This is a genomic window from Herbiconiux liukaitaii, from assembly GCF_041927495.1.
In the GTDB taxonomy this organism is placed as follows: Bacteria; Actinomycetota; Actinomycetes; order Actinomycetales; family Microbacteriaceae; genus Herbiconiux; species Herbiconiux liukaitaii.
Window position 1 is genome coordinate 347181 of record NZ_JBHFHG010000006.1, and the last position, 26629, is coordinate 373809.

At 70.4% G+C, this 26629-nt stretch carries 21 protein-coding genes; 17 read left to right on the forward strand and 4 right to left on the reverse strand.

The genetic code is table 11. From position 1 onward, the window contains the following. Positions 1 to 6 precede the first annotated feature (6 nt). From ACEXQC_RS14045 to ACEXQC_RS14065, 5 genes are all read left to right on the forward strand, one after another. Positions 7 to 657, forward strand: coding sequence for a TetR/AcrR family transcriptional regulator (locus ACEXQC_RS14045; protein WP_374823448.1), 651 nt, complete (start codon positions 7 to 9; stop codon positions 655 to 657). Between the two features lie 115 nt (positions 658 to 772). Beyond that, positions 773 to 1585: an ABC transporter ATP-binding protein gene (locus ACEXQC_RS14050; protein WP_374823451.1), complete on the forward strand. Its 813-nt coding sequence runs from the start codon at positions 773 to 775 to the stop codon at positions 1583 to 1585. After that, positions 1582 to 2280: an ABC transporter permease gene (locus ACEXQC_RS14055; RefSeq protein ID WP_374823454.1), complete on the forward strand. Its 699-nt coding sequence runs from the start codon at positions 1582 to 1584 to the stop codon at positions 2278 to 2280. Before ACEXQC_RS14050 ends, ACEXQC_RS14055 begins: the two co-directional genes overlap by 4 nt. Next, entirely contained in the window at positions 2277 to 3008 is a 732-nt protein-coding gene (locus ACEXQC_RS14060) for an ABC transporter permease (protein ID WP_374823457.1), read from the forward strand. Before ACEXQC_RS14055 ends, ACEXQC_RS14060 begins: the two co-directional genes overlap by 4 nt. A gap of 5 nt (positions 3009 to 3013) precedes the next feature. After that, complete coding sequence (locus ACEXQC_RS14065) at positions 3014 to 3949, forward strand: ABC transporter substrate-binding protein (protein ID WP_374823459.1); 936 nt, start codon at positions 3014 to 3016, stop codon at positions 3947 to 3949. A 7-nt stretch (positions 3950 to 3956) separates the two neighbouring features. Here ACEXQC_RS14065 and ACEXQC_RS14070 read toward each other — a convergent pair whose 3' ends face one another. Next, on the reverse strand, positions 3957 to 4643 hold the full coding sequence (locus ACEXQC_RS14070; protein ID WP_374823462.1) for a DedA family protein: 687 nt from the start codon (positions 4641 to 4643) through the stop codon (positions 3957 to 3959). 151 nt (positions 4644 to 4794) lie between these two features. Between ACEXQC_RS14070 and ACEXQC_RS14075 the strand changes: the two genes are divergently transcribed. Genes ACEXQC_RS14075 through ACEXQC_RS14090 form a run of 4 tightly spaced genes read left to right on the forward strand, consistent with a single transcriptional unit; the run spans position 4795 to position 10728 of the window. Then, the gene (locus tag ACEXQC_RS14075) at positions 4795 to 6207 is read left to right on the forward strand and encodes a cytochrome ubiquinol oxidase subunit I (RefSeq protein ID WP_374823465.1); all 1413 of its coding nucleotides are present in this window, start codon (positions 4795 to 4797) and stop codon (positions 6205 to 6207) included. A gap of 9 nt (positions 6208 to 6216) precedes the next feature. Then, positions 6217 to 7224 carry a cytochrome d ubiquinol oxidase subunit II gene (cydB, locus tag ACEXQC_RS14080; protein WP_374823468.1) on the forward strand — a complete coding sequence of 336 codons (1008 nt, stop codon included), beginning with the start codon at positions 6217 to 6219 and terminating at the stop codon, positions 7222 to 7224. A gap of 4 nt (positions 7225 to 7228) precedes the next feature. Beyond that, a complete protein-coding gene (gene cydD, locus ACEXQC_RS14085; RefSeq protein WP_374823471.1) occupies positions 7229 to 8899 on the forward strand; it encodes a thiol reductant ABC exporter subunit CydD in 1671 nt (556 codons plus the stop codon). Then, the gene (locus ACEXQC_RS14090) at positions 8896 to 10728 is read left to right on the forward strand and encodes an amino acid ABC transporter ATP-binding/permease protein (protein ID WP_374823474.1); all 1833 of its coding nucleotides are present in this window, start codon (positions 8896 to 8898) and stop codon (positions 10726 to 10728) included. Before cydD ends, ACEXQC_RS14090 begins: the two co-directional genes overlap by 4 nt. 10 nt (positions 10729 to 10738) lie before the next feature. Here the strand turns inward: ACEXQC_RS14090 and ACEXQC_RS14095 are convergent, their stop codons facing one another. After that, on the reverse strand, positions 10739 to 11614 hold the full coding sequence (locus ACEXQC_RS14095) for an aminotransferase class IV (RefSeq protein WP_374823477.1): 876 nt from the start codon (positions 11612 to 11614) through the stop codon (positions 10739 to 10741). Positions 11615 to 11654: 40 nt separating this feature from the next. Between ACEXQC_RS14095 and ACEXQC_RS14100 the strand changes: the two genes are divergently transcribed. From ACEXQC_RS14100 to holA, 5 genes are all read left to right on the forward strand, one after another. Then, complete coding sequence (locus tag ACEXQC_RS14100) at positions 11655 to 13190, forward strand: anthranilate synthase component I family protein (protein WP_374823480.1); 1536 nt, start codon at positions 11655 to 11657, stop codon at positions 13188 to 13190. A gap of 107 nt (positions 13191 to 13297) precedes the next feature. Continuing rightward, a complete protein-coding gene (gene leuS / locus ACEXQC_RS14105) occupies positions 13298 to 15880 on the forward strand; it encodes a leucine--tRNA ligase (RefSeq protein WP_374823483.1) in 2583 nt (860 codons plus the stop codon). Between the two features lie 236 nt (positions 15881 to 16116). Then, the gene (locus ACEXQC_RS14110) at positions 16117 to 17049 is read left to right on the forward strand and encodes a ComEA family DNA-binding protein (RefSeq protein ID WP_374823486.1); all 933 of its coding nucleotides are present in this window, start codon (positions 16117 to 16119) and stop codon (positions 17047 to 17049) included. Between the two features lie 461 nt (positions 17050 to 17510). Continuing rightward, positions 17511 to 19832, forward strand: a complete 2322-nt coding sequence (locus tag ACEXQC_RS14115) for a ComEC/Rec2 family competence protein (protein ID WP_374823489.1) — start codon at positions 17511 to 17513, stop codon at positions 19830 to 19832. 127 nt (positions 19833 to 19959) lie between these two features. After that, complete coding sequence (gene holA, locus ACEXQC_RS14120) at positions 19960 to 21006, forward strand: DNA polymerase III subunit delta (RefSeq protein WP_374823492.1); 1047 nt, start codon at positions 19960 to 19962, stop codon at positions 21004 to 21006. A gap of 129 nt (positions 21007 to 21135) precedes the next feature. Here holA and rpsT read toward each other — a convergent pair whose 3' ends face one another. After that, the gene (gene rpsT, locus ACEXQC_RS14125) at positions 21136 to 21396 is read right to left on the reverse strand and encodes a 30S ribosomal protein S20 (protein WP_374823495.1); all 261 of its coding nucleotides are present in this window, start codon (positions 21394 to 21396) and stop codon (positions 21136 to 21138) included. Positions 21397 to 21578: 182 nt separating this feature from the next. On the opposite strand from rpsT, the gene ACEXQC_RS14130 reads away from it, so the two are divergent. Both ACEXQC_RS14130 and ACEXQC_RS14135 read left to right on the forward strand, forming a co-directional pair. After that, positions 21579 to 22733, forward strand: a complete 1155-nt coding sequence (locus tag ACEXQC_RS14130; RefSeq protein WP_374823498.1) for a pyridoxal phosphate-dependent aminotransferase — start codon at positions 21579 to 21581, stop codon at positions 22731 to 22733. Next, positions 22730 to 23725: a ketopantoate reductase family protein gene (locus ACEXQC_RS14135; protein WP_374823500.1), complete on the forward strand. Its 996-nt coding sequence runs from the start codon at positions 22730 to 22732 to the stop codon at positions 23723 to 23725. Before ACEXQC_RS14130 ends, ACEXQC_RS14135 begins: the two co-directional genes overlap by 4 nt. Positions 23726 to 23764: 39 nt before the next feature. On the opposite strand, the gene ACEXQC_RS14140 is transcribed toward ACEXQC_RS14135, so the two are convergent. After that, the gene (locus ACEXQC_RS14140; RefSeq protein WP_374823503.1) at positions 23765 to 24658 is read right to left on the reverse strand and encodes an NAD-dependent epimerase/dehydratase family protein; all 894 of its coding nucleotides are present in this window, start codon (positions 24656 to 24658) and stop codon (positions 23765 to 23767) included. Between the two features lie 120 nt (positions 24659 to 24778). On the opposite strand from ACEXQC_RS14140, the gene lepA reads away from it, so the two are divergent. Next, positions 24779 to 26629: a translation elongation factor 4 gene (lepA, locus tag ACEXQC_RS14145; protein ID WP_374823506.1), complete on the forward strand. Its 1851-nt coding sequence runs from the start codon at positions 24779 to 24781 to the stop codon at positions 26627 to 26629.

Consider the following 26629-nt stretch of genomic DNA (forward strand, 5'->3'; position numbering starts at 1 on the left):
TCTGAAGTGGCATTCAACGAGCTCATCAGCGGTGCGATGACGTCGACCGGTCAGGTGCGCAACGAGCCTGTGCAGGCCAGGAGCAGCGAGCGCATCGACGCCCTGCTCGACGCCGCATCCGCCGTGGTGGCCGAGGTCGGCATCGAGCGCCTCACGACCGCCATGGTCGCCGAGCGCGCCGGCGCCTCGATCGGCACCGTCTACCGCTACTTCCCCGACCGCATCGCGGTGCTCGCGGCCATGGGACTCCGCGGCTTCGAGCGCTTCCTCCGCCGGAGCGTCGAGAAGCTCGAGGAGCAGCCGCCCACCACGGTCGACGACGTCTTCACCGTGCTCATCGACTCGGCCGTCGAGATGCACCGCGAGGAGCCCGGCTTCACCTCCATCCGCCTGAGCGACCAGATCGCCCTTCCGGCGGTCGACGGCAGCACGGCGGCCGCCGCCCGCATCGCGGGCCCGTTGGCCGGCATCGTGGCGGCCGAGCTCGACGTGACCGACGACGGTTCGCTCTCGGAGCGCTTCGACATCGCGCTGACCGCACTCGATGCGCTCCTCGTGCGCGCTTTCGTCATCGATCCCGCGGGTGACGAGAAGGCCATCGCCGCCTGCCGCGCCGTGGTGACCGGCTACCTGGCCGAGGCGCCTGTCGCGGCCTGAGCCTGCCTTCGCCAATGTGACGTCTTCTGTCACAGGGGTTTGCGTTTCACCCGAGTGATGTTTGGGTTGTCAAGAGGGTTGCAGTCCGCGATCCGATGAACGTTAGGGCGGCACCATGATCGAGTTCCGTTCGGTGACCAAGAAGTTCCCGGATGGCACGGTCGCGGTCGATTCCTTCGATCTCGTCATCCCTCCGCGGAAGACCACCGTGCTCGTCGGCTCGTCCGGCTGCGGCAAGACCACTCTGCTCCGGATGATCAACCGCATGATCGACCCGACCTCGGGCAGCATCCTCATCGACGGGGAGGACACGGGCACCCTCGAGCCCGTGAAGCTCCGCCGCCGCATCGGCTACGTCATGCAGAACTCCGGTCTGCTCCCGCACCGCAAGGTCATCGACAACGTCGCGACCGTGCCGCTGCTCAACGGCGTCTCCAAGTCCGAGGCGAGGGAGCAGGCCCTCGATCTCCTCGACACCGTCGGGCTCGACCGCTCCCTGGCCTCCAAGTACCCGCGCCAGCTCTCCGGCGGCCAGCAGCAGCGTGTGGGCGTGGCCCGCGGGCTCGCGGCCGACCCGAACATCCTGCTCATGGACGAGCCCTTCGGCGCCGTCGACCCGATCGTGCGTGCCGAGCTGCAGCAGGAGACCATCCGCCTGCAGGAAGGGCTCGGCAAGACGGTCGTCTTCGTGACCCACGACATCGACGAGGCCTTCCTGCTCGGGCACCAGGTGGTCATCCTGCAGAAGGGCGGCCACATCGCGCAGGTCGGATCGCCCGCCGAGATCCTCGCGCACCCGGCCGACGACTTCGTGGCCTCGTTCGTGGGCGCCGACCGCGGCAAGCGGGCCCTGCGGATCCAGCGGGTGGGCGACCGCGACGTGGTGGTCGACGAGAACGGCACACCCACGGGGGTCCTCCAGTCGTGAACTGGGTCACCTCGAACCTCGGTCTCATCTGGGAGCTGACCCTCGCGCACATCTCTCTGAGCGCGCTGCCGATCGTGCTCGGCTTCGTCATCTCGGTGCCGATCGCGTGGGTCGCGAACCGCTTCCGGCTCACCCGCGGCACCATCCTCGTGGTGCTCGGACTGCTCTACACGATCCCGTCGCTGCCGCTCTTCATCTTCATGCCGCTCATCCTCGGCACCCCCCTGCTCTCCTCCGTGAACGTCACCGTCGCGCTCACCATCTACGCCGTGGCTCTCATGGTGCGCACGGCGGCCGACGGTCTCGCCTCGGTCGACAAGGACGTGCTGCAGGCCGCCTCCGCCATGGGGTACTCGGGCTGGCAGCGGTTCTGGAGGGTCGAGCTGCCGCTCTCGGGCCCGGTGCTGCTCGCGGGCCTCCGTGTGGTGTCGGCCAGCACGGTGAGCCTCGCCACGATCGGCTCGGTGGTGGGGGTCACGAGCCTCGGCTACCTCTTCATCAACGGCTTCCAGCGCAACATCCCGGCCGAGGTGCTGAGCGGCATCATCGCCGTGCTCCTGATCGCCGTGGTGTTCGACCTCGTGCTCGTGCTGCTCGGGCGCCTCGTGCTGCCGTGGAATCGCAAGGATGCGGCGCCGCGCGCCAAGGCGATCGCCAAGACCCGTGTGGCCGTGCTCACCGGAGGCGGCTCGTGAACCTCCTCCTCGAGGGCATCGCCTGGATCCTCGATCCCGCCAACCAGACCGGGCCGACCGGGTGGTTCGCCCGGCTCGGCGAGCAGCTGGCGTACACCTTCGGTGCCGTCGCCATCGCGGCCGTGATCGCGGTGCCCCTCGGCTATCTCGTGGGGCACACCGGTCGGGGTCGGGACGTGGCGGTCTCGCTCTCCGGCGGTTTCCGGGCCCTGCCGAGCCTCGGTGTGCTGATCCTGCTGGGCCTGGGTCTCGGGATCGGCTTCCGCGCACCCCTCCTCACCTTCGTGGTGATCGCCATCCCACCCATCCTCGCCGGGGCCTACGCCGGCTTCGAGGCCGTCGACCGCAGGACGATCGACGCGGCCCGCGCGGTGGGGATGACCGAGGGCCAGATTGTGCGCAAGGTCGAGGTGCCCCTCGGCCTCCCGCTGCTCATCGGCGGTCTGCGCTCCGCTCTGCTGCAGGTCGTGGCGACCGCGACCCTGGCGGCTTACGTGAGCGGCGGCGCCCTCGGCGCGTTCATCTTCGCCGGGGTGGCGACGCGCGACTACTCGCAGATGCTGGGGGCGTCGATCCTCGTCACGCTCCTCGCGCTCGCATTGGAGGGCGTGTTCGCCCTCCTGCAGAAGCTCGTGGTTCCCCGTGGCGTCGTGGCCAGGGAGCTCAAGGAAGTCCGCACGACTCCGGTTCGTGCGGCGATGGGAACTCCCATCCGAGAAGGGAAATGAATCACATGTTCACAGCAATCAGGAAAGGCCGGCTCGTCGTTGGGCTAGTCGCGGTCAGTGCGGCAGTGGCACTGGCAGGGTGTGCGTCGAGCGATCCTCTCGACACCTCGTCGACGTCCGGCGCCGGCGCGAGCGAGGGCGGCCCGATCGTCATCGGCTCGCAGGCGTACTACTCCAACGAGATCATCGCCGAGATCTACGCCCAGGCGCTCGAGGCGAACGACATCGAGGTGACGCGTCAGTTCAACATCGGCCAGCGCGACGCCTACCTCCCCGCCCTCGAGAGCGGAGAGGTGCAGCTGTTCCCGGAGTACACCGGCAACCTGCTGCAGTACTACGACGCCGAGACCACCGCCAAGACGAGCGACGACGTCTACGCCGAGCTCGCCGGCGCCCTCCCCGAGGGCCTCGAGGTGCTCGACCAGTCGCCCGCGACCGACCAGGACTCCTACAACGTCACGAAGGAGTTCTCCGAGGCGAACAGCGTCACGAGCCTGGCCGACCTGGCCTCCGTGACCACGCCGCTCACCCTCGGCGGCAACTCCGAGCTCGAGACGCGCCCCTACGGACCCGAGGGCCTCCAGAGCACCTACGGCGTCACGGTCGGCTTCACGCCCATCGAGGACTCGGGCGGACCGCTCACGATCCAGGCACTGAAGGACGACCAGGTGCAGCTCGTGAACATCTACTCGGCCGACCCGAACATCAAGACGAACGACCTCGTGACGCTCGAGGACCCCGAGGGCCTCTTCCTCGCCTCCAACGTCGTGCCCCTGATCAACACCGACGCGGCGACCCCCGAGGTCACCGAGGTCATCAACAAGGTCAGTGCGGCGCTCACCGCCGAGGACCTCGTCGACCTCAACTCGCAGAGCGTGAACGACCAGGAGTCCGCCGACACGATCGCCACGAACTGGCTCGAGAAGGTGGCGCTCTTCTAGACCGCCGTCACTCCCTCGGGGCCTCGCCCTCCTCCGCTTCGGCCGAGGAGGGCGGGGCCTCTTCCATGTGCCGTTGCTCGAGGCGGTTGAGCACCTTCTTGACCACGATCACGAGCACCGCGAACAGCACGATCACGCCCACGAAGACGTAGCCGGCCCAGTGCAGCTCGTCGGCGAGCTCGCGGTAGCCGCCCGCGGCGAACGTGCCGACCGAGACGTAGGCGAACGCCCAGAGCACGCAGGCCGGCACCGTCCAGGCCATGAACTGGCGGTAGCGCATGGGGCTCATGCCCACCGTGAGCGGGATGAGGGAGTGCAGCACGGGCAGGAAGCGGGAGAGGAACACGGCGATGCCGCCGCGCCGGGCGAGGTAGTTCTCAGCCCTCACCCAGTTCTTCTCACCGATGCGCCTGCCGAGCCTCGAGGCACGCAGTCGCGGCCCGAAGAACCGCCCCAGGGCGAAGCCGATGCTCTCGCCGCTGAGGGATCCGACGATCACCACGGCCACCAGGGACATGTATTCAAGTGGTGTCGACACGGCGGTCGACGAGACGATCACCACGGTGTCGCCCGGCACCACGAGACCCACGAGCACGCTCGTCTCGAGAAGCATGGCGACGCCCGCCAATGCGGTTCTGACCAGCGGATCCACCGACGAGACGGTATCCAGGATCCAGGACAGGACCTCGTTCATGGATGTATTCCACAGTGCATGCGCAGAAGCCTAGCGTGTGCCCTATGACATTCGCTGAATGGCCGGATCGCTTGTATACAAGCAGCTAGGATGGAGGCATCGCACACCCCCGCGATGGCAGCGTGGCCCCGTTTCCCACAAGGAGTTCCGCGTGAACGAGTTCCTCGACCCCCTGCTGCTGTCACGGTGGCAATTCGGTCTCACCACCATCTACCACTTCCTCTTCGTGCCCCTCACGATCGGGCTCGTCACCACGGTGGCGATCTTCCAGACGGCCTGGGTGCGCACCGGAAAGCTGCACTACCTGCAGCTCACGAGGTTCTTCGGCAAGATCTTCCTCATCAACTTCGCCATGGGCGTGGTGACGGGCATCGTGCAGGAGTTCCAGTTCGGCATGAACTGGTCGGACTACTCGCGGTTCGTGGGCGACGTGTTCGGCGCCCCGCTCGCCCTCGAGGGCCTGCTCGCGTTCTTCCTCGAGGCCACGTTCATCGGGCTGTGGATCTTCGGCTGGGACAAGCTGCCCAAGAAGCTGCACCTCGCGAGCATCTGGGCGGCCACGGTGGGCAGCATCCTCTCGGCCTACTTCATCATCGCCGCCAACTCGTTCATGCAGAACCCGGTGGCGTTCCGCATCAACGAGGAGAAGGGGCGCGCCGAGCTCACGAACATCTGGGAGCTGCTCACCAACAAGGTGGCGCTCGCGGCCTTCCCGCACACGATCTTCGCGTGCTTCATGGTGACGGCGGGCCTCATCATCGCCGCGGCCGCCTGGCACCTCTACCGCAACCAGCACCTCGAGACCATGCGGCCGGCGCTCAAGTTCGGCCTGTGGCTGATGGTGGGCGCCGGTGCGCTCACCGTGCTCACCGGCGACCAGCTCGGGCTCGCGATGGTCGAGACCCAGCCCATGAAGATGGCGGCGGCGGAGGCGCTCTACCACACGGCCACCGGGGCCAACGCGTCGTTCTCGGTGTTCACGCTCGGCACCCCCGACGGCGTGCACGAGCTCTTCTCCATCCGCATCCCGTACCTGCTGTCGTTCCTCTCCACGCACACCTTCGACGGCACCGTGGAGGGCATCAACAACCTGCAGGAGCAGTACGTGCAGCTGTACGGCCCCGGCGACTACTCGCCCACGATCTGGATCACCTACTGGTCGTTCCGCTGGATGATCGGGCTCGGCATGATGCACGTCATGATCGCCGTCGTGGGCCTCTGGCTCACCCGCAAGGGGCGGAGCCCGCGCTGGCGCTGGATGTGGAGGGTCGCCGTGTGGGCGTTCCCGCTCTCGCTCGGCGCCATGATCGTCGGCTGGATCTTCACCGAGATGGGCAGGCAGCCGTGGATCGTGTTCGGTCTGCTGAAGACCGAGGACGCGGTCTCGCCCGGTGTCACCGGCGTCGAGGTGCTCATCTCGCTCATCGCGTTCACCCTCATCTACGGCACCCTCGCCGTGGTGGAGTTCAAGCTCATCAAGAAGGCCATCCAGAAGGGCCCGGATGACGCACCAGAGGAGGATCCCGTGACCGGGGAGCTCCAGCACCAGACGACGGTCTACTAGGAGACGCTCATGGACCTGACAATCCTGTGGTTCTGCATCGTCGGCTTCCTCTTCGTGGGCTACTTCGTGCTCGACGGCTTCGACTTCGGCGTGGGCATGTCGCTGCCCTTCCTCAGCAAGGACGACACGGATCGGCGCGTGCTGATCAACACGATCGGGCCGATCTGGGATCTTAACGAGACCTGGGTGATCGTGGCGGGTGCCGCCCTCTTCGCAGCCTTCCCCGAGTGGTACGCCACGCTCTTCAGCGGCTTCTACCTGCCGCTCCTGCTCATCCTGCTGGCCCTCATCCTGCGCGGCGTCTCGTTCGAGTACCGGCACCAGCGGCCCGAGATGGTGTGGAAGAAGCGCTTCGACCGCATGATCGTGATCGGCTCCGCGGTGCCCGCGTTCCTCTGGGGCGTGGCGTTCTCGAACATCGTCGCCGGGGTGGCGCTCGATGCCAACCACGACTACACCGGCACGGTCTTCGACCTGCTGAACCCCTACGCCCTGCTCGGCGGCCTCACCACGCTGCTGCTGTTCTTCACCCACGGCGTGGTGTTCGTCTCGCTCAAGACCGATGGCGAGATCCGCGAGCGCGCCCGCCGGCTGGCCGTGCGGGCCGGCGCGGTCACCATCGTGGTGGCCGCCGTCTTCCTCGGCTGGACCTCGGTGGCCTTCGGCACTCCCGCGTCGATCCTGCTCTCGGTGGCCGCGGCCGTGGCGCTCGTGGCCGGGTTCCTCGCCAACCTGCGGCGTCGGGAGGGGGTGGCCTTCGCCTTCATGGCCGCCACCATCGGACTCGCGGTGGCGAGCCTGTTCTTCGCGCTCTTCCCCGACGTCATGCCCGCGTCGAACGACCCCGCGAACAGCCTCACCATCGTGAACGCCTCGTCGTCGGAGTACACCCTGCAGATCATGAGCTGGGTCGCGCTGATCTTCCTGCCGCTCATCCTCGCCTACCAGGGATTCACCTACTGGGTCTTCCGCAAGCGCGTGACGCGCGCGCACATCCCGGTCGAGGCCGCACACTAGAACGGTGCGTCCCGTCGATCCCAGGCTCCTGAGGTACGCCGCCTCCGCCCGGGCGTTCTTCGCCGCAGGCGGTGTGCTGGCGGTGCTGCAGACCGCTGCGGTGGTGGCGTTCTCGTACTGCGTGACCCAGGTGATCGTGCAGGCGATCGACGCCGTGCCCCTGTCGGCGCTCGCCCCGCTGCTGCTCACCCTCGCGGGCGTCGTGCTCGTGCGGTTCGTGGTGGGGTGGGCCGCGGATGTCAACGCCGCCCGAGGGGCCGCCGTGGTGAAGAGCGAGCTGAGGCAGCGCGTGCTCTCGGCGGTCTCGGCGCTCGGGCCCGGCTGGCTCGGTGCCCGCAGCGCCACGGCCGTGGGGGTGACGGTGGGGCCCGGGCTCGACGCGCTCGACACCTACTTCTCCAAGTACCTGCCTCAGCTCATCCTCACGGCGATCGCCACGCCCGTGCTCGTCGTGGTGATCTGGTGGCAGGACTGGATCTCGGGGGTCATCGTGGCGCTCACGCTGCCGATCATCCCCGTGTTCATGATCCTCATCGGCTGGGCCACTCGCTCGGTGCAGGAGAAGCAGTGGCAGAAGCTCTCGCGGCTGTCGACGGCGTTCCTCGACGTGGTGGGCGGGCTGTCGACGCTCAAGATCTACGGGCGCGAGGGGCGGCAGGGTGCCCGCATCCGCGCCGTCACCGAGGAGTACCGGGGGCAGACCATGAAGGTGCTGCGGGTGTCGTTCCTCAGCGGATTCGCGCTCGAGCTCGCCGCGAGCCTGTCGGTGGCGCTCGTGGCGGTGTCGGTGGGCATCCGCTTGATCGAGGGATCGCTGGGGCTCGGTGTCGGGCTGTTCGTACTGCTGCTCGCGCCTGAGGCTTTTCTGCCGCTGCGGAATGTGGGGGCGCAGTTCCATGCGGCGGCGGATGGGGTGGCGGCGTCGACCGAGGTGTTCGAGATCCTGGATGCGGGAGCCGGTAGTCCCATCCGGGAGACCCACGCCGACCAGAAGGCGGTCACCGGCCGCGCCGTCGATGTGGATTCCGGCGGGCTCACGGTCTCGGGGCTCGGTGTGCGGTACGGCGAGGCGGTGGCGTTCGAGGGGCTCGACGCGCGTGTGCCCGCCGGGAGCGTGACGGCGGTCACCGGGCCGAGCGGCAGCGGCAAGTCGTCGTTCGTGGCCGCGCTGCTCGGCTTCGCGGAGGCGGCGAGCGGGCGCATCGAGGTCGACGGCGCCGATGTCACCGACGCACCGGCACCCCGCGCGTGGATCTCGTGGGCCGGGCAGCGCTCGACCCTCGTCTCGGGAACCGTGCTCGGCAACGTCGCGCTCGGCGACGCGGAGCCCGATCCGGAGCGCGCTCGTGCGGCACTCGATCTCGCGGGGGCCGAGGGCATCCCGCTCGACGGCGTGATCGATGCGCGCGGCGAGGGGCTCTCGGGCGGGCAGGCGCAGCGCGTGGCGAGTGCGCGCGCCGTCTACCGGGCTCGGCGCCTCGACTGCCGGGTGGTGGTCTTCGACGAGCCGACGTCGGCGCTCGACGCCGAGACGGAGCACGCGGTAATCCGGTGCCTCCGGGCGCTCGCCGCCGAGGGGCGGGCCGTCGTGGTGGTGAGCCACCGTCGTGCGGTCATCGAGGCCGCCGACCACGAGCTGCGGTTCGGCGTGCCAGTGGCCGGGGGTGTGTCGTGAGGCGGGCGGAGGTGCTGCGGCTCGCGCAGCCGCGGCTGCGGCGGTTCCTGCCCGGCATCGTGTTCGGGCTGCTGAGTGCGCTCTGCGCCGTGGCGCTGCTTGCCACTTCGGCGTACCTCATCACGCGGGCGGCCGAGCAGCCGCCCATCCTGTACCTCTCGATGGCCATGGTGGGAGTGCGGGCGTTCGCCCTCGGGCGAGCGGCGTTCCGCTATGTGGAGCGGTTGTTCGCGCACGATGCGGCGTTCGCCACCATGCCGGAGCTTCGTGTGGGGGTGTACGAGCGGCTCGTGCCCGTCTCGCCCGACGGCCTCGGTCGCAGTCGGCGCGGTGACCTGCTGAGCCGTCTGGTGTCGGATGTCGACGAGCAGCAGAACCTGCCGCTGCGGGTGGTCTCGCCGCTCGTGGTGTCGGGCCTCACGGCGGTGGCTGCGGTCGTGGTGGTGTGGCTGCTGCTGCCCTCGGCGGGGATCATCCTGCTCGCCGGGCTCGTGCTGGCGGGGGTTCTCGGCACCGCGGTGAACGCGGTGGTGTCTGCGCGGCAGGAGCGCGCGGTGGCCGGACTCCGCGGCGACTACCAGGCCGAGCTCGCCGACCACCTCGAGAACCTCGACCTGCTCGTCGCCTACGGGGCCGACTCGTCGCACCGGGCCGAGCTCGCTCGACGCGACGAGTCGCTCACCCGCGCGCTCGTGCGTCGGGCGGCGGGATCTAGTGTCACCGCGGCCCTCGTGGCCTCTGTCTCGGGGGTCGTCACGGTGCTCGCGCTCGTCGTGGGCATCCCGCAGCTCGGCAGCGGTGGTTTCGACGGGCCGGCGCTCGCCGTGATCGCCCTCGTGCCGCTCGCCGTCTTCGAGGTCTTCGCCATGGTGCCGCTCGCCCTCGGCGCCTGGCGCCAGGTCGCCGCGAGCGCCACCCGCATCGCCACCGTCGTGCCCGACGAGGTCCCCCGCGGAATCCCCGTCGACCCACCCCCCACCCTCACGCCCTTCCCTGGTGGTGCCACCTCCGCGGCCACCTCCACTTCCGCGGGTGCGGCCACCTCCACCCCCACCTCCGCGGGCGCGGCCACCTCCACCCCCACCTCCGCGGGCTCGGCCACCTCCACCCCCACCTCCGCGGGCTCGGCCTCCTCCACTCCCACCTCCGCGGGCTCGGCCCGGGGGCGCGGGGTGCGGGTGTCGCTGCGGGGGGTGACCGCTCGGTGGCCGGGGGAGGGGGCGCCCGTGGCGCTCGGGCCCGTGTCGCTCGAGCTCGGGGCCGGCGATCGGATGCTCGTGCGCGGGCCGAGCGGCTCGGGCAAGACCACGCTCGCCCACGTGCTCGTGCGCTTCCTCGACCACGAGGGCGAGTTCCTCCTCGACGGCGTCGACGTGCGGCAGTACCCGCAGTCGGAGGTGCGCCGGGTCATCGGTCTCTGCGAGCAGCGGCCCTACCTCTTCGACGACGACATCCGCCAGAACCTGCTCTTCGCCCGCGACACCGCCTCCGACGGCGAGCTGCTCGACGTGCTCGACCGCGTGGGCCTCGCCGACTGGGTGCGGGAGCGCGGCGGGCTCTCGGCGCGCGTGGGGGATCGCGGATCCCTCGTCTCCGGCGGTCAGGCCCAGCGCCTCGCGCTCGCCCGCGCTCTGCTCGCCGACTTCCCGGTGCTCGTGCTCGACGAGCCCACCGCCAACGTCGACCCCGACCGCGCCGACCTCCTGCTCGAGCAGCTGCTCGCCGCGGCGGCCGACGACTCCCGCGCCGTGCTCCTCATCTCGCACACCCCCGTGCCCGCCGGCCTCGTCACCTCCACCCTCGAACTCCGCGCCCCGACCACTCCCTGACCCGCGGAGGCTAGAGGGGGCGGGCGAGGGCCTCGAGGCGCTTCTGCCAGGTGGCCGCGCGGGTCGGGCGCACCACCACGACGGGGCCGTCGATCCACGCGTCGACCACGCTGATGCCGTGCAGCGCGCTCACCACCCACACCTCGCAGCCCTCGAGATCCGCAGGCCGGGCCCGTTCCTCCACGACACGGGTGCCCGTGGCCGAGGCGATCAGCCGGATGCTCCTCGCCGTCACGCTCGACACCCGCGCCAGGTCGCCTGCGGGGGCTGCGAGGGTCTCGCCGCGCCACCACAGCACCGCCGAGCTCGAGCCGTCCACCACGAGGCCGTCGTGCAGCAGCACGACCTCGTCGGCGCCGTTCTCCTGCGCAGCGGCGCGCAGCGAGAGGAGGTGCTCGAGGTCGGGCCCCTTCACGCGCGGCACGCGGCGGGGGTCGGCACCGACGTGGGTGGTGAGCACGGCGGATTCGCGCCGCCTCGGCGCCACCCGCACCCGCAGCCGCAGCTCGGGGGTGCCGTCGGCCTCGAGCGCCGCGAGCTCCACCCGCGGGAAGAGCGCCGCACCGCGGTACGCCCGCAGCCGCCCGATCGCGGCCCCCCAGAACGCATCGACAACCTCGGCAGCCGGCCACGTTGGTGCGACGTCGGCGAGCACGCTCGATGCGGGGAGCCCCGCGGCGGCGCGCTCGACCTCGCGCGATCCGCTCGATGGCTTCCTCTCGGCGATGCCCGCGCGGAAGCGCTCGTGGTGGGTCTCGAGCGCCCGTGCCCGCCCCTCGGCGGAGACGAAGAAGGAGTCGGCCACGAGCAGGGCACGATGCGCCTCGAGCGGGCGCTCCACGAGGGCACCGTCTCGCCACACGAAGGTCGCTGGGGCCTCGGCCACGCGCGCTCCCTCCGTCGATTGCACGATCTACGCTAGTACAGTGCCGCCGACGCTCATCCGACGCCCTCTGGCCGTCGCGGCAGACCCGGCGGAGGTGTTCCAGGCGCTCGCCGGTGACGCCGAGAACGCCTTCTGGCTCGACAGCGGCCCCACGGCCACCACGGGCCGCAGCTACCTCGGCGTCCCCGCGGCAGTGCACCCCTGCCGCTCCTGGGCCGACCTCCGCGCCCTCCTAGCCGACCTCGGCCCCCTCCCGCCCGAGCCGGCACCCCTCCCGCCCGAGTCGGCACCCTTCTCGCCCGAGCCGGAACCCCTTTCGCCCGAGCCGACATCCCTTCCGACTGCACCCAACGGCCCTCGTTTCCACCTCGGCTGGGTCGGGTGGCTGTCCTACGAGCTCGGCCTCCCCGATGGCGCTTCCGTCGGACCCGATGCCGCCATGCTCCTCCGGGTCGACAGGGCTGTCGAGTTCGACCACGCCACCGGTGAAGTCACCCTCCTCACCCTCCGGGATCCGGATGCGGCCGCGTGGCTCGACCGCATCGAAGCGCTCATCACCTCGCTCACCCGCCGCACGACACATTCGCCCCTCGACACCGGTGCGCATCCGCTGTCCGTCGACGAGCTCGCGCATCCGTCGCCCGGGGCCGGGGCCGGGGCCGGCGTCGGGGCGCCCGCGCTCGTGGCGCGGCCGCGCCACAAGTACCGCGCCTACGCCGCACTCGTCGACGCGTGCAAGGCCACCATCGCCCGCGGCGACGCCTACCAGCTCTGTCTCACCAACGAGTTCCGCGTGGACGTGCGGCCCGATCCGCTCTCCACCTACCTCCGACTGCGCACCCTCAGCCCCACCCACCACGGCGGCTACCTCAAGGTGGGGGAGCGGGCCCTGCTGAGCGCCTCGCCCGAGCAGTTCCTCGCCGTCACCGCCGATGGAACGGTGTCGAGCAAACCCATCAAGGGCACCCGCCCCCGAGGCGCAGGCCCGGTGGAGGACGCCCTGCTCGCCCGAGAGCTCGCGGCGAGCGCGAAGGAACGCGCCGAGAACCTCATGATCGTCGACCTCGTGCGCAACGACCTCTCGAAGGTCGCCGCGCTCGGTACCGTCGCGGTCCCGGTGCTGCTCGAGGTGGAGACGTACCCCCAGGTGCACCAGCTCGTGAGCACCGTGCAGGCCACACTCGCCGAGGGGCGCACCGGCCTGGACGCCGTCGAGGCGTGCTTCCCCGCCGGATCCATGACGGGCGCGCCCAAGCGGAGCGCCGTGCGCCGCCTCGCCGAGCTCGAGGCGGCGCCCCGCGGCATCTACTCGGGAGCCTTCGGGTACTTCTCCCTCGACGGCGCCGTCGACCTCGCCATGGTCATCCGCAGCATCGTGATCGACGGATCGGGTGCGAGCGTCGGGGCAGGCGGAGGCATCACCGCCCTGTCGGAGCCCTGGGACGAGGTGGAGGAGACCCGGGTGAAGGCGTCGGCCCTGCTCGCGGTGCTCGGCGCGCGCAGCCCCGAGCCGGAGGAACGCCCGGCAGCAAGGGTGCCGGACAGCGGCCCCCGCCGGGAACGCGCGAACGTTTAGTACTGTTGTCTCCTGGTGCGCCTCGCGCGCCGTTCCGAGCACCTCACCCCACGACCCCCGCCGGCCGACCGGTGTGAGACGCTGCGCACGCAACGAATGAGAGTCCTGTGGTCACCGAGAACACGTCTGCCCCCGAGTCGCGCGACGACGAGGGCGCCGAGCGCTACGACTTCCAGAGCATCCAGAACAAGTGGCAGCCGATCTGGGAGGAGCAGAAGCCCTTCCGCACCGACATCGAGGGCGACAAACGCCCCCGCAAGTACGTGCTCGACATGTTCCCCTACCCCTCCGGCGACCTGCACATGGGCCACGCCGAGGCCTACGCGCTGGGCGACGTCATCGCGCGCTACTGGCGCCAGCAGGGCTTCAACGTGCTGCACCCCATCGGCTGGGACTCCTTCGGCCTCCCCGCCGAGAACGCCGCCATCAAGCGCGGCCTCGACCCGCGCCAGTGGACCTACGACAACATCGAGCAGCAGCGCACGAGCATGAAGCGCTACGCGACCAGCTTCGACTGGGACCGCGTGCTGCACACCTCCGACCCCGAGTACTACAAGTGGAACCAGTGGCTGTTCCTCAAGATGTACGAGAAGGGCCTCGCCTACCGCAAGGCCAGCTGGGTCAACTGGGACCCGGTGGACCAGACCGTGCTCGCCAACGAGCAGGTGCTGGCCGACGGCACGTCCGAGCGCTCGGGCGCCGTCGTGGTGAAGAAGAAGCTCACGCAGTGGTACTTCCGCATCACCGACTACGCCGACCGCCTGCTCGACGACCTCAAGCAGCTCGAGGGCACGTGGCCGTCGAAGGTCATCGCCATGCAGCGCAACTGGATCGGCCGCTCCATCGGCGCCGACGTCGACTTCGCCATCGAGGGCCGCGAGCTCCCCGTCACCGTCTTCACCACCCGCCCCGACACGCTCTACGGTGCGACCTTCATGGTGGTCGCCCCCGATTCCGAGATCGCCCAGGAGCTCGTGGCCAACGGCTCGTCGGATGAGGTGCGCGAGCGCTTCGCGAAGTACCTCGCCGACGTGCAGAAGTCGTCCGAGACCGAGCGCCAGGCCACCGACCGCCCCAAGACGGGCATCTTCCTCGAGCGCTACGCGATCAACCCCGTCAACGGTGAGCGCCTGCCCATCTGGGCCGCCGACTACGTGCTGGCCGACTACGGCCACGGCGCCGTCATGGCCGTGCCCGCCCACGACCAGCGCGACCTCGACTTCGCGCGCGCCTTCGGCCTGCCGGTGCGGGTCGTGGTCGACACGCTGGCTCCCGTCACGGGTGTCATCCCCGTGCTCGACCCCGACGACCTGCCCGAGCTCGAAGACCTCAACCCCGGCACCACGGGCATTGCGCTCGCCGGCGAGGGCCGTCTCATCAACTCCGGATCGCTCGACGGGCTCTCGAAGTCCAACGCGATCCGCAAGATCATCGAGGTGCTCGAGCAGGCGGGCACGGGCCGCCCGGCCAAGAACTACCGCTTGCGCGACTGGCTCATCTCGCGGCAGCGCTACTGGGGCACGCCCATCCCGATCATCCACGGCGAAGACGGCTCCGAGCATCCCGTGCCCGAGGACCAGCTGCCCGTGCTGCTGCCGCCCACCGAGGGTCTCAACCTCACGCCCAAGGGCACGTCGCCGCTCGGTGGCGCCGAGGACTGGGTGAACGTGCCGAACCCGGTCGACGGATCGCCGGCTCGCCGTGACCCCGACACCATGGACACGTTCGTAGACAGCTCGTGGTACTTCCTCCGCTTCCTCTCACCGAACGACGACACGAAGGCCTTCGACCCGCGCGAGGTCGACAAGTGGGCGCCCGTCGACCAGTACGTGGGCGGCGTGACGCACGCCATCCTGCACCTGCTCTACGCCCGCTTCATCACCAAGGTGCTCTTCGACCTCGGGTACGTCTCGTTCACCGAGCCGTTCAGCGCGCTGCTCAACCAGGGCATGGTGCTCATGGAGGGCTCGGCGATGTCGAAGTCGAAGGGCAACATCGTCAAGCTCTCCGACCAGCTCGACGAGCACGGTGTGGATGCGGTGCGCCTCACCATGGCGTTCGCCGGCCCGCCGGAGGACGACATCGACTGGGCGGATGTCTCGCCGGCCGGTTCGGCCAAGTTCCTGGCGCGGGCGTGGCGGCTCGTGGGCGACGTGACGTCGTCGCCGTCGGTCAACTGGCGTGACGGGGATCGTGCGCTGCGTCGGGTGACGCACCGCTTCCTCGCCGAGGCGCCAGGGCTCATCGAGGCGTTCAAGTTCAACGTGGTGGTGGCGCGGCTCATGGAGCTCGTCAACGCGGCGCGCAAGGCCATCGATTCCGGCCCCGGTGGCGGCGACCCCGCCGTGCGGGAGGCCGTGGAGACGGTGGCGCTCGGGCTGTCGCTGTTCGCGCCGTACACGGCGGAGGACATGTGGGAGCGGCTCGGCTACGAGCCCTCGATCGCCAACTACCGCTGGCGCGGGGCGGATCCGTCGCTGCTGACCGAGGAGACCGTCACCGCTGTGGTGCAGGTCGACGGCAAGGTGCGCGACCGCATCGAGGTGTCGCCGAAGATCGACGGGGCTGCCCTCGAGGCTGCGGCGCGCGAGCTGGCGTCGGTGACGCGGTCGATCGGGGATCGCACGGTGGTGACGGTCGTGGCGCGTGCGCCGCGGCTGGTCAACTTCGTGACCCGGCCGTCGTCGTAGGGGCTCTTTCGTAGGGGCTCCGTCGTAGCGGCTCTTCCGCAGGGGCTCCGTCGTAGAGGCTCCGTCGTAGGGGCTCCTGCGGCAGAGTCTCCTCCGGCACGGTCTCCGGAGGGGTCTGCTCCGGCAGGGTCTGCTCCGGCACGATCTTCTCCGGCACCGCCCCTGGGGAGAGTGGTTCTCTCCCCAGATCTGCGGATACGCCATGCTGTCGCGCCGGAGATTCCTACAGTGGCGCCATGTCACGATCAGGATCCCTCCCGGCCAGCCCAGCGGATGCGCGCAACGAGCCGCCTCCGGATCCGGACCGCGCGGCGCCGTCCGCCCGTGGCAGGATCGCCATCGGTGCCGCGATCGTGCTCGTCGTGCTCGCGCTGGTGGCGTCGGTGCTCATCACGGCGCTCTCGCCGGTGGGGGCGACCACGGTGTTCGCTTCCGACCCCACTCAGCCCGGCTCCACGGGCTCCGACGCCGCTCAAACAGGCCCCGCTGGATCCGGCCAGGCTGGATCCGGCCCCGCTGGGTCTCCACCTGCCTCGGCGATCCCTCCGGGCGCGACGGGGGTTGCTCCAGCGGGAGAGGGTGGGTCCGTCGCTGGGGACACGGCTGGGGCGGAGGTGGGTGGGTCGCGGGCGTCGATCCTCGTGCACCTGCTCGGGGCGGTGGCCCGGCCGGGTGTCTACGAGCTCGCGGAGGGATCGCGGGCGGTGGATGCGGTGGCGCTCGCGGGTGGGTTCACCGAGACGGCCGACCAATCCTCGCTCAACCTCGCGCGCATTCTCGTGGACGGTGAGCAAGTGCGTGTGCTCGCGGTAGGGGAGACCCCACCGGTGGCGGCCCCTGGCTCAGGCGCGGGCGGCGGTTCTGGCGGCGGTGGATCTGCTGGCGGTGGCGGTGGATCCGGTGGTGCTGGTGCTTCAGTCGGCGGCGGGTCTGGTGGGGGCGCGAGCGGTGGTGGAGCGGGTGGCGGTGCGGCCGGTGTGCTCATCAACCTGAACGCTGCCACGGCACTGGACCTCGACACGCTGCCTCGCATCGGCCCCGCCATGGCGGAGCGCATCATCTCCTGGCGCGACGAGAACGGGCCGTTCAGCTCGGTCGACGACCTCCTGCAGATCACGGGCATCGGCGACAAGACCCTCGAGTCCCTCCGCCCCCTCGTCACCGTCTGAGCGCTCACGCCGTGCCTCTCGACCTCCGACTCGCACCTCCCGCGGTCGCAGCCTGGCTCACGGCGCTAGCACTCATCGGCGCCCCACCCCTCGCGGCCCCCGCCGCCGCAGCAGCCTGGCTCGTCACGCTCACCCTCGCGCTCCTCTGCATCCGCAGGGCGACCCCATCCACCAGCCGGAGCACCCCACCCACCAGCCACCGCGACCCACCCATCACCCACCGCATCCCACCCATCAACCACGGCGACCCGCCTATAGGTCACCGCAACCCACCCATCACCCACCGCATCCCACCCATCAACCACGGCGACCCGCCTATAAGTCACCGCAACCCACCCATTGGTCACCGCGAGCCAGTCGTCGGCCGCCGTGATCCACCCTTCGCGGTGGCCAGTCTTGCGCCAAGACCCCCGAGATCGGTTCACCTGGGAGGGCTGTCTCGGGCGCGTGGCGTGTGGCGGGTGCTGCTCCCCGGTGTCGCCCTGGCCGCCGCATCTGCAGCGCTCATCTGCACGTCGGTGGTCGCCCTGGGCCACTTGCGGCACCCGCCGGCCCTCGATCTGCCCGGCCCGCGCACCGGCACCGCCATCCTCACCATCACCGGCACCGTGGACGAGACCGACGCGCCGACCCTTGGCGCTCCCGGAGGTGCCGGTGCTGGTGGTGGTGGCGGTGCGGGGAGTGTCGCCCTGCCCGTCAGGGTCATGGTGGAGGCCTCGCTGGAGGGGTTCTCGTTCGGTGGACGCTCGGTGTCCGCGCGCTCGCCCACGCTCGTCTTCGCGACACTCGATACGTCGGCACTGTCGGCACGATCTGCATCGGCGGCATCGGCACCATCGATGGCTTCGTTGGAATCGGCATCGGTGGGCCTGGCATCGGCGCCGGGATCGGCGGGTGGGGGGCTTGCGATCGGGGCGCGGGTGAGCGCTCGGGGCACCTTGACGCCGGTGGAGGCGGGGGAGTCTAGGGAGTTCCTGTTCTTCGCGCGGGGCGGGCTCGAGGTGGTCGGGGATCCTCCGTGGAGCGTCGCCTGGGCCCACGGCATGCGCGACGCCTTCCGCGAAGCCACCTCCGAGCTCCCCGGCGACGGCGCAGACCTCCTCACAGGCCTCGCCATCGGCGACGACACCGAGGTCACCGACGACCTGCGCGACGCCATGACCGTCACAGGCCTCACCCACCTCACTGCGGTCTCCGGCGCCAACTGCGCCATCGTGGTGGCCGCCGTGATGCTGGTGGGCGGCGCCCTCGGCCTGCGTCGCCGCGTGCGGGTGGCGGTGGCGATCCTCGTGCTCGTGCTCTTCGTGGTGCTCGTCACCCCCGAACCGAGCGTGCTGCGCGCCGCCACCATGGCCGTGATCGTGCTGGTGGCCCTCGCCCTCGGCCGACCCGCCGCCGGCATCCCGCCGCTCTGCCTCTCGGTCGTCGTGCTGCTCGCTCTCGACCCGTGGCTCGCCCGCAGCGCCGGCTTCGCGCTCTCGGTGCTCGCCACCGCGGGGCTGCTGCTGCTCACGCGCCCGCTCACCGCTCTGGTGTCGCGGTGGGTGCCCCCGGTGCTCGCCGTCGCGATTGCGGTGCCCGTCGCCGCCCAGCTCGCCTGCCAGCCGATCCTCTTCCTCCTCGCACCTCAGCTCACGCCCTACACGGTGCCCGCCAACCTGCTCGCGGAGCCCGCCGCCGCCGCGGTGAGCGTGCTCGGCCTCATCGTCTGCCTGCTGGCCGTCGTGGCGCCGGGGGTCGCCGAGGTCGCGGCGTGGCTGCCCTGGCTGCCGTCGGCCTGGATCGGAGCGGTCGCCCGCTTCTTCGCGGCAGCGCCCCTCGCCGCCATCGACCTGCCCGACAGCGTGCCGGCCTCGGTGGGCGCCGTGCTCATGCTCGTCCTCCTCGGGGTGGCGCTCCACCGCAGACGCACCCAGCCGAGGGTCGCGCGCGCTGCGGCGCTCGCCATGGTGCTGAGCGCCGTGGTGGTCGCCGGGGCGCTCGCCGGTGGCGCCGTGGGTCGCAACGGGGCCGTGCCGCCGGACTGGCAGCTCGCCGCCTGCGACATCGGCCAGGGAGACGCCGTGCTCGTGCGGAGCGCAGGCCTCACCGCACTGATCGACGTGGGCCCCGATCCGGAGCCGCTCGCTGCCTGCCTGCAGGATCTGGGCATCGAACGTCTCGATCTGCTCGTGCTCACCCACTACGACCTCGATCACGTCGGCGGCCTCGACGCCGTGCTCGGCCGCGTGGATCGGGCCCTCGTGGGCCCCACCGACGGCCCACCCGACGAGCGGCTGCTCGACACGCTCCGCACCCACGGGGCCGAAGTCGTGCCGGCCTCGCGCGGACTCACCGGTACCTTGGGCCGCTACCGCTTCGACGTGCTCTGGCCACCCGACCCCGCCGGTCGGGCCACGCCCCTGGTCGGCAACGATGCGAGCATCATCATGGAGTTCAGCGGACCGCTCCGGATGCTCTTCCTCGGCGACCTGGGGGAGCTCGCGCAGAGCGCGCTCGACTCCACCGCCACCCCCACCGAGGTCGACGTGGTGAAGGTCGCCCACCACGGCAGCGCCGACCAGAGCGATGCCCTCTATCTCGCGCTCCGAGCCCGCGTCGGCATCATCTCGGTGGGTGCCGACAACACCTACGGCCACCCCACCGACAGCCTCCTGGCGCTCCTCGCCCGAGCGGGAACGGAGACCTTCCGCACCGACACCGGCGGCCTCATCGCCCTGGCAGGCACCTCAGCCCACCTCACCGTCTGGACGGAGAACCCTCCGACCCGTGCGCCCCCGTGACGCGCACGCACTGTCACCCCGACCGGCGGCCTCCGCGATGGCGGCGGCGGTGGCGGTGGCCGCTACGCGGCGTCGGGGGTCGCGGGTAGGCTGGAGGCTGGTCGACGGAGCGGGCGAGGAGCACGGTATGGCGGTCGCGAGAGGCGGCAGGTCCACCGCGAAAGCGGGCAGCAAGGCGACCGCGAAGATCGCGATCCCGCAGCTGGAGTGGAATCAGATCCGCCCCGCCCCGGTGGTGCTCGTGAGCGGCACCGAGGGGTTCCTCGCCGACCGCGCCATCCGTCAGCTGCGCGACCTCCTGAAGGCCGAGGATCCGAGCCTCGAGATCAGCGACATCGACGCCGCGTCGTACGCGCCCGGCGAACTGCTCTCGCTCGCGAGCCCCTCGCTCTTCGGCGAGCCGAGGCTCATCAGGATCACCTCGGCCGAGAAGTGCACCGACGCCCTGATCGACGACATCATCTCCTACCTCGACCTCCCGGCCGACGACACCTACGTGGTGCTCCGCCACGGCGGCGGCGTGCGCGGCAAGAAGATGCTCGAAGCCGTGCGGGCGGCCGCGGGAGTGGCCGAGGAGGTCGTCTGCACCGAGCTCAAGCGCGATGCCGACAAGTACGAGTTCGCCTCCGCCGAGTTCCGCGCCGCGGGCAAGCGCGTCTCACCCGGGGCCATCCGGGCACTCGTGTCGGCGTTCAGCGACGACCTCGCCGAGCTCTCCTCCGCCTGCACGCAGCTCATCTCCGACACGAGCGAGGAGATCACCGAGGTCACGGTCGAGCGCTACTACGCCGGCCGGGTCGAGACCAACGCCTTCGCCGTGGCCGACTCCGCCATCGGCGGCAGCTACGGCGACGCGCTCGCTCTGCTGCGGCACGCGCTGGCCTCGGGTGCCGATCCCGTGCCGATCGTCGCCGCGTTCGCCATGAAGCTCCGCACCATGGCCAAGGTGCTCGGCACCCGGGGCGGATCGGGCCAGCTGGCCGGTCAGCTCGGCATGGCGCCCTGGCAGGTCGACCGCGCTCGCCGCGACCTCTCGGGGTGGACGGGCGAGGGCCTCGGCCGCAGCATCCAGGTGCTCGCCGAGACCGACGAGAGCGTGAAGGGCGCCGGCCGCGACCCCGTCTTCGCCCTCGAGCGCATGATCGGCATCATCTCGTCCCGGGGCACCCTCTAGCATTCCGATTCGGGGGCGGTGCGCCTGAGCATCCGGATGCGGGTGCAGGGTGCTGCGCACCGCATGCAGGCGCCGAGCGCACGAAAGAGGGCCCCGCCGAAGCGGAGCCCTCTCGAGAGTGTGCTGCGATCAGATCGCGTCGACCAGCTTGGCGATCGACGACTTGCGGTTCGCGGCCTGGTTCTTGTGGATGACGCCCTTCGACGCGGCCTTGTCGAGCTTCTTGCCCGCGAGCAGGAGAGCGGTCTGAGCCGTCGCCTTGTCGCCGGCTGCCGCGGCGGTGCGCGTGGCGCGGATCGCGGTCTTGAGCTCGCTCTTGACCGCCTTGTTGCGCTCCTGAGACTTCTTGTTGGTGCCGATGCGCTTGATCTGCGACTTGATGTTTGCCACGGAAATAACCCTCTGTATCTGTTCGGATGAATGCGGTGCGAAGCTCCGCTGCGGCCGAGCCGCGGAAAGAGCCACTCGCTGCACCCAACTGATCTCGCATGGATGCGTAAGCCAACAGGCAACATTACCAGGTCCTGAGCGGCAGAACAATCCGAGCTGCTGCAACGGGTACCGTGAAGAGCATGCCTCGCCTCGCTGCGCACACCGACTCGGTCCCGCCCTCCGGCATCCGCCGCATCTTCGAACTCGCGCACTCCCTCGACGACGTCATCTACCTCGCCATCGGCGAACCCGATGTGAGCGTCGATCCCGACATCCTCGCGGTGGGTTCCGATGCCTGGCTCGCCGACGACACGGGCTACACACCCAACGGCGGCATCACCGAGCTCCGTGAGGCCATCGTGAAGACGGTCGCGGAGCGCAACGGCATCCACACCGACCTCGAACGGGTCTGGGTCACGAACGGCGCCACCCAGGCGCTCTCGCTCGCGTTCTCCATCCTGCTCGACCCCGGCGACGAGGTGCTCATCCCCGACCCCGGCTACACGACGTTCTCGATGAACGCCCACCTGGCCTCGGCCACCCCGGTGCCCTACCCCTTGCGCCCCGAGGCCGACTTCGCCCCGGATCTCGACGAGCTCCACCGCCTGGTGACGGATCGCACACGCCTGCTCGTGGTCAACTCCCCGTCGAACCCCCTCGGCGCCGTCTTCGATCGCGCGACGCTGCAGTCCCTGCTCGACTTCGCGCGCGAGCACGACCTCTGGGTGCTGAGCGACGAGGTCTACGAGCGCTTCAGCTACGACCGCCCCCACGTGAGCCTGGCGAGCCTCGACGGCGAGGAGCGGGTGCTCACGGCCTTCTCCGCGTCGAAGACCTACGCCCTCACGGGCGCGCGGGTGGGCTGGCTGCTCACGCCGCCTGGCTTCGCCCCGCTGCTGCGCTCGGTGCAGGAGGCCACGGTGAGCTGCATCAACACCCCGGCCCAGCGCGCTGTGGCCGCGGCGCTGACCGGTCCGCAGCACCACGTCGACGAGGCCGCGGCGCACTACCGCGCCAACCTCGCAGCGGCGACGGCCCTGCTCGACGAGCGCGGCATCCACTACCTCGAACCCACCGGGGCGTTCTACCTCTGGGTCGACGTCTCGCACGCGACCGATGGCGACGTGGCCGGCTGGGCGGAGCGCTTCCTCGTGGAGCAGCGCGTCGCCGTGGCCCCCGGAAGCGCGTTCGGGCGCGTGGGGGAGGGATGGATCCGCCTCTGCGTAGCCGCCTCCGAGGCCGACCTTCTCGAGGGCATCCGCCGCCTCCCCGCCCCTGCGGCGCCCCGCCCATGAGGATCGCCGTCATCGGCGCCGGAGCCATAGGCGGCGCCACAGCCGCCATGGCCGACCGCGCGGGCCACGACGTGGCCGTCACAGCCCGAGGCGCCCAGCTCGATGCCCTCCGCACCACCGGCCTCCACCTCACCGGCGCCTGGGGCGACCACCTCGCCCACCCGCACGCCACGGCCGCCCTCGACGCGACCCCCGAGCTCGCCATCCTCGCCGTCAAGGCCCAGGATGCGCCGGCAGCCCTCGCCGAGAACGCCCCCTTCCTCGAGGGCGTGCCGCTCATCGTGGTGCAGAACGGCCTGGGCGGCGCGGAGGCGGCGGCGAAGCAGCTCGAGGGCACACCGGTCATCGGAGCGCTCGCGCTCTACGCGGCCTCGTTCCTCGAGCCGGGCCGCATCACCATCACCACGGGCGGTGCGACCTACCTAGGCCGCCTGACAGACACACCCGAGGCCGTGTTCGAGACCGCCGCCGACACCCTGCGCGGCATCCTCGACACCCGCCTCACCGCCAACTTCGAGGGCGCGCAGTGGACCAAGCTCATGGTCAACCACGTCAACGCCCTCCCCGCCATCACGGGCCTCTCGGTGCAGCAGACCATCGCCGACCCCCGCCTGCGCGCGGTCCTCACCGCGAGCATGCAGGAGACGATCGGTGTCGCCCGCGCCTCCGGCGTGCACTTCGAGTCGCTGCTCGGCCTCGACGACCGCCTGCTGCGCGCGGTCGGCCGCCTGCCCCGCGCGCTCGCGCAAGTGCTTCCCCTCGTGATGGGCAGGCGCATGGGGGCGACGCCCAACCCGGGGTCGACTCTGCAGAGCATCCGTCGCGGTCAGCGCACCGAGATCGACCACCTCAACGGCGCCGTCGTGGCGGCGGCAGCCGCGGCAGGCCGACGCGCCCCCATCAACGAGGCGCTCGTCTCACTCGTGCACGACGTCGAGCGCACGAGCACCTTCTTCACCCCGGACGAGGTGCGCGCCGCCATCCGCCTCTGAGGCGAGGTGAGGCGAGGCGAGTCGAGTCGAGGCACCAGCTCAGCGCACGTACGACCCCGAGCGCAGCTCCTCCACGAGCGTCGGCCCGTTCGGCTCCCACCCCAGATCGATCCGCGCCAGAGACCCGGTCGCCTGCTGATCGAGCAGCAGCGCATCACCGAACTCCTCACCGAGCCGTGCGTGCACGTCCTCCACCGAGGTCGGCGCGACCCGACCGCCCAGCCCGGCGGCCTCGGAGGCCGCCTCCCCGAGCGAGCGCACCGTGGGGTTCTCGCCGCTCGCGCCGATGTAGTACGAACCGCCCTCGGCCAGGTCGAACGCGAGCACGTAGAGCTCGGCGAGGTCGTCGACGAACACCGTCGTCCAGTGCTGCGACCCGGATCCGATCAACGACAGTGCAGACGAACCGGACGAGTCGGAGACCTGCGGCGCCGACGCCACGAGGTTCGGGATGCCGCCCCCGTGCCCGAACACCACGGCGGGCGCGATGATGCTGGTCTTGATGCCGACCGCCGTGCGCACCCGCCCCTCCACGGACGGCCGCCACGAGGTGAGGGCGGGAGGAGCGAACGGGCTCTCCTCGGTGAGATCGCTGCCGGCCCCGAAGATCCAGATGCCGCTCGTGTGCACGTAGGGCTTGTCGCTGCCCTCGAGCCCGGCGAAGACCGCGGAGACGAAGGTGTCGTCGGTCGGAGCGCTCGACTCGTCGCCGGGGGAGGCGGTGTGGATGACGCCGTCGCTGTCGAGGGCGAGGTGCGTCACGATGTCGCGGTCGGTGAGGTCGCCGAGCACGGCGGTGGCGCCGACGGCCTCCACCTCCCGCGCCTTCTCCTCGGAGCGCACAAGGGCGACGACGGCGCGGCCCTGGCCGCGGAGCTGACGGAGGACTGCGGAACCGATGTATCCGGTCGCGCCGGTGAGGAGGATGGCCATGTGTCGATCTAACCGAACAACACCCCGACCATTCCACTCATGACGCTGTGAGTCCGCCCCGCGGGTGACGTGGCAGAATAGGGCGTCCGGCGATCCGGTCCGACCGACCCAGAGGAATGCGTGAGTCCCCAATCACTGAAGGCGCTGCAGCCCGCCTCCACCGACCCCGCGTTCATCCGCAACTTCTGCATCATCGCGCACATCGACCACGGCAAGTCCACGCTGGCCGACCGCATGCTCGGCATCACCGGCGTCGTGAGCGACCGCGACATGCGCGCCCAGTACCTCGACCGCATGGACATCGAGCGCGAGCGCGGCATCACGATCAAGAGCCAGGCCGTGCGCATGCCCTGGTCGCTCGGTGACGACACCTTCGCGCTCAACATGATCGACACCCCCGGCCACGTCGACTTCTCCTACGAGGTCTCGCGGAGCCTCGCCGCCTGTGAGGGCGCCATCCTGCTCGTCGACGCCGCCCAGGGCATCGAGGCGCAGACCCTCGCCAACCTCTACCTGGCGCTCGAGAACGACCTCACCATCATCCCCGTGCTCAACAAGATCGACCTCCCGGCCGCCGATCCGGAGAAGTACGCCAAGGAGCTCGCCGGCCTCATCGGCGGCGACCCGAACGACGTGCTGCGCGTGAGCGGCAAGACGGGTCTCGGCGTCGAGGAGCTGCTCGACCGCGTCGTCGAGCGGATCCCGGCCCCCACGGGCGATCCGACGGCGTCGGCGCGCGCGATGATCTTCGACTCGGTCTACGACTCCTACCGCGGCGTGGTCACCTACGTGCGCATGATCGACGGTCACCTCAACCCGCGCGAGCGCATCCAGATGATGTCGACCCGTGCCACCCACGAGATCCTCGAGATCGGTGTGAGCTCCCCGGAGCCGACGCAGAGCAAGGGCCTCGGCGTGGGCGAGGTGGGCTACCTCATCACGGGTGTGAAGGATGTGCGCCAGTCCAAGGTGGGCGACACCGTCACCACGGCCGCCAAGCCCGCCACCCAGGCGCTGCCCGGCTACACCGAGCCCCTGCCGATGGTGTTCTCGGGTCTCTACCCCATCGACGGCAGCGACTACCCGGTGCTCCGCGAGGCCCTCGACAAGCTCAAGCTCAGCGATGCGGCGCTCGTCTACGAGCCCGAGACCTCCGTGGCACTCGGCTTCGGCTTCCGCTGCGGGTTCCTCGGCCTGCTGCACCTCGAGATCATCACCGAGCGGCTCGAGCGCGAGTTCAACCTCGACCTCATCGCCACCGCGCCCAGCGTGATCTACGAGGTCACCACGGAGGACAAGAAGACCGTCACGGTCACGAACCCGAGCGAGTTCCCCGGCGGCAAGATCATGAACGTCAAGGAGCCCGTGGTCAACGCGGCCATCCTGGCGCCCAAGGACTACGTGGGCACCATCATGGAGCTCTGCCAGGGCCGTCGAGGCATCCTGCAGGGCATGGACTACCTGGGTGAGGATCGCGTCGAGATCAAGTACACGATGCCGCTCGGCGAGATCGTGTTCGACTTCTTCGACAACCTCAAGTCGAAGACCGCGGGCTACGCGAGCCTCGACTACGAGCCCGCCGGCGAGCAGGAGGCCGACCTCGTGAAGGTCGACATCCTGCTGCAGGGCGAGCAGGTCGATGCGTTCAGCGCCATCGTGCACCGCGACAAGGCCTACGCCTACGGGGTGCTCATGACCGGGCGTCTCCGCGAACTCATCCCGCGCCAGCAGTTCGAGGTGCCCATCCAGGCCGCCATCGGCGCCAGGATCATCGCCCGCGAGTCCATCCGCGCCATGCGCAAAGACGTGCTCGCCAAGTGCTACGGCGGCGACATCTCGCGCAAGCGCAAGCTGCTCGAGAAGCAGAAGGAGGGCAAGAAGCGCATGAAGATGGTGGGCCGCGTCGAAGTGCCCCAGGAGGCCTTCATCGCAGCGCTCTCGGGCGATGTCGAGAAGAAAGACAAGAAGTGA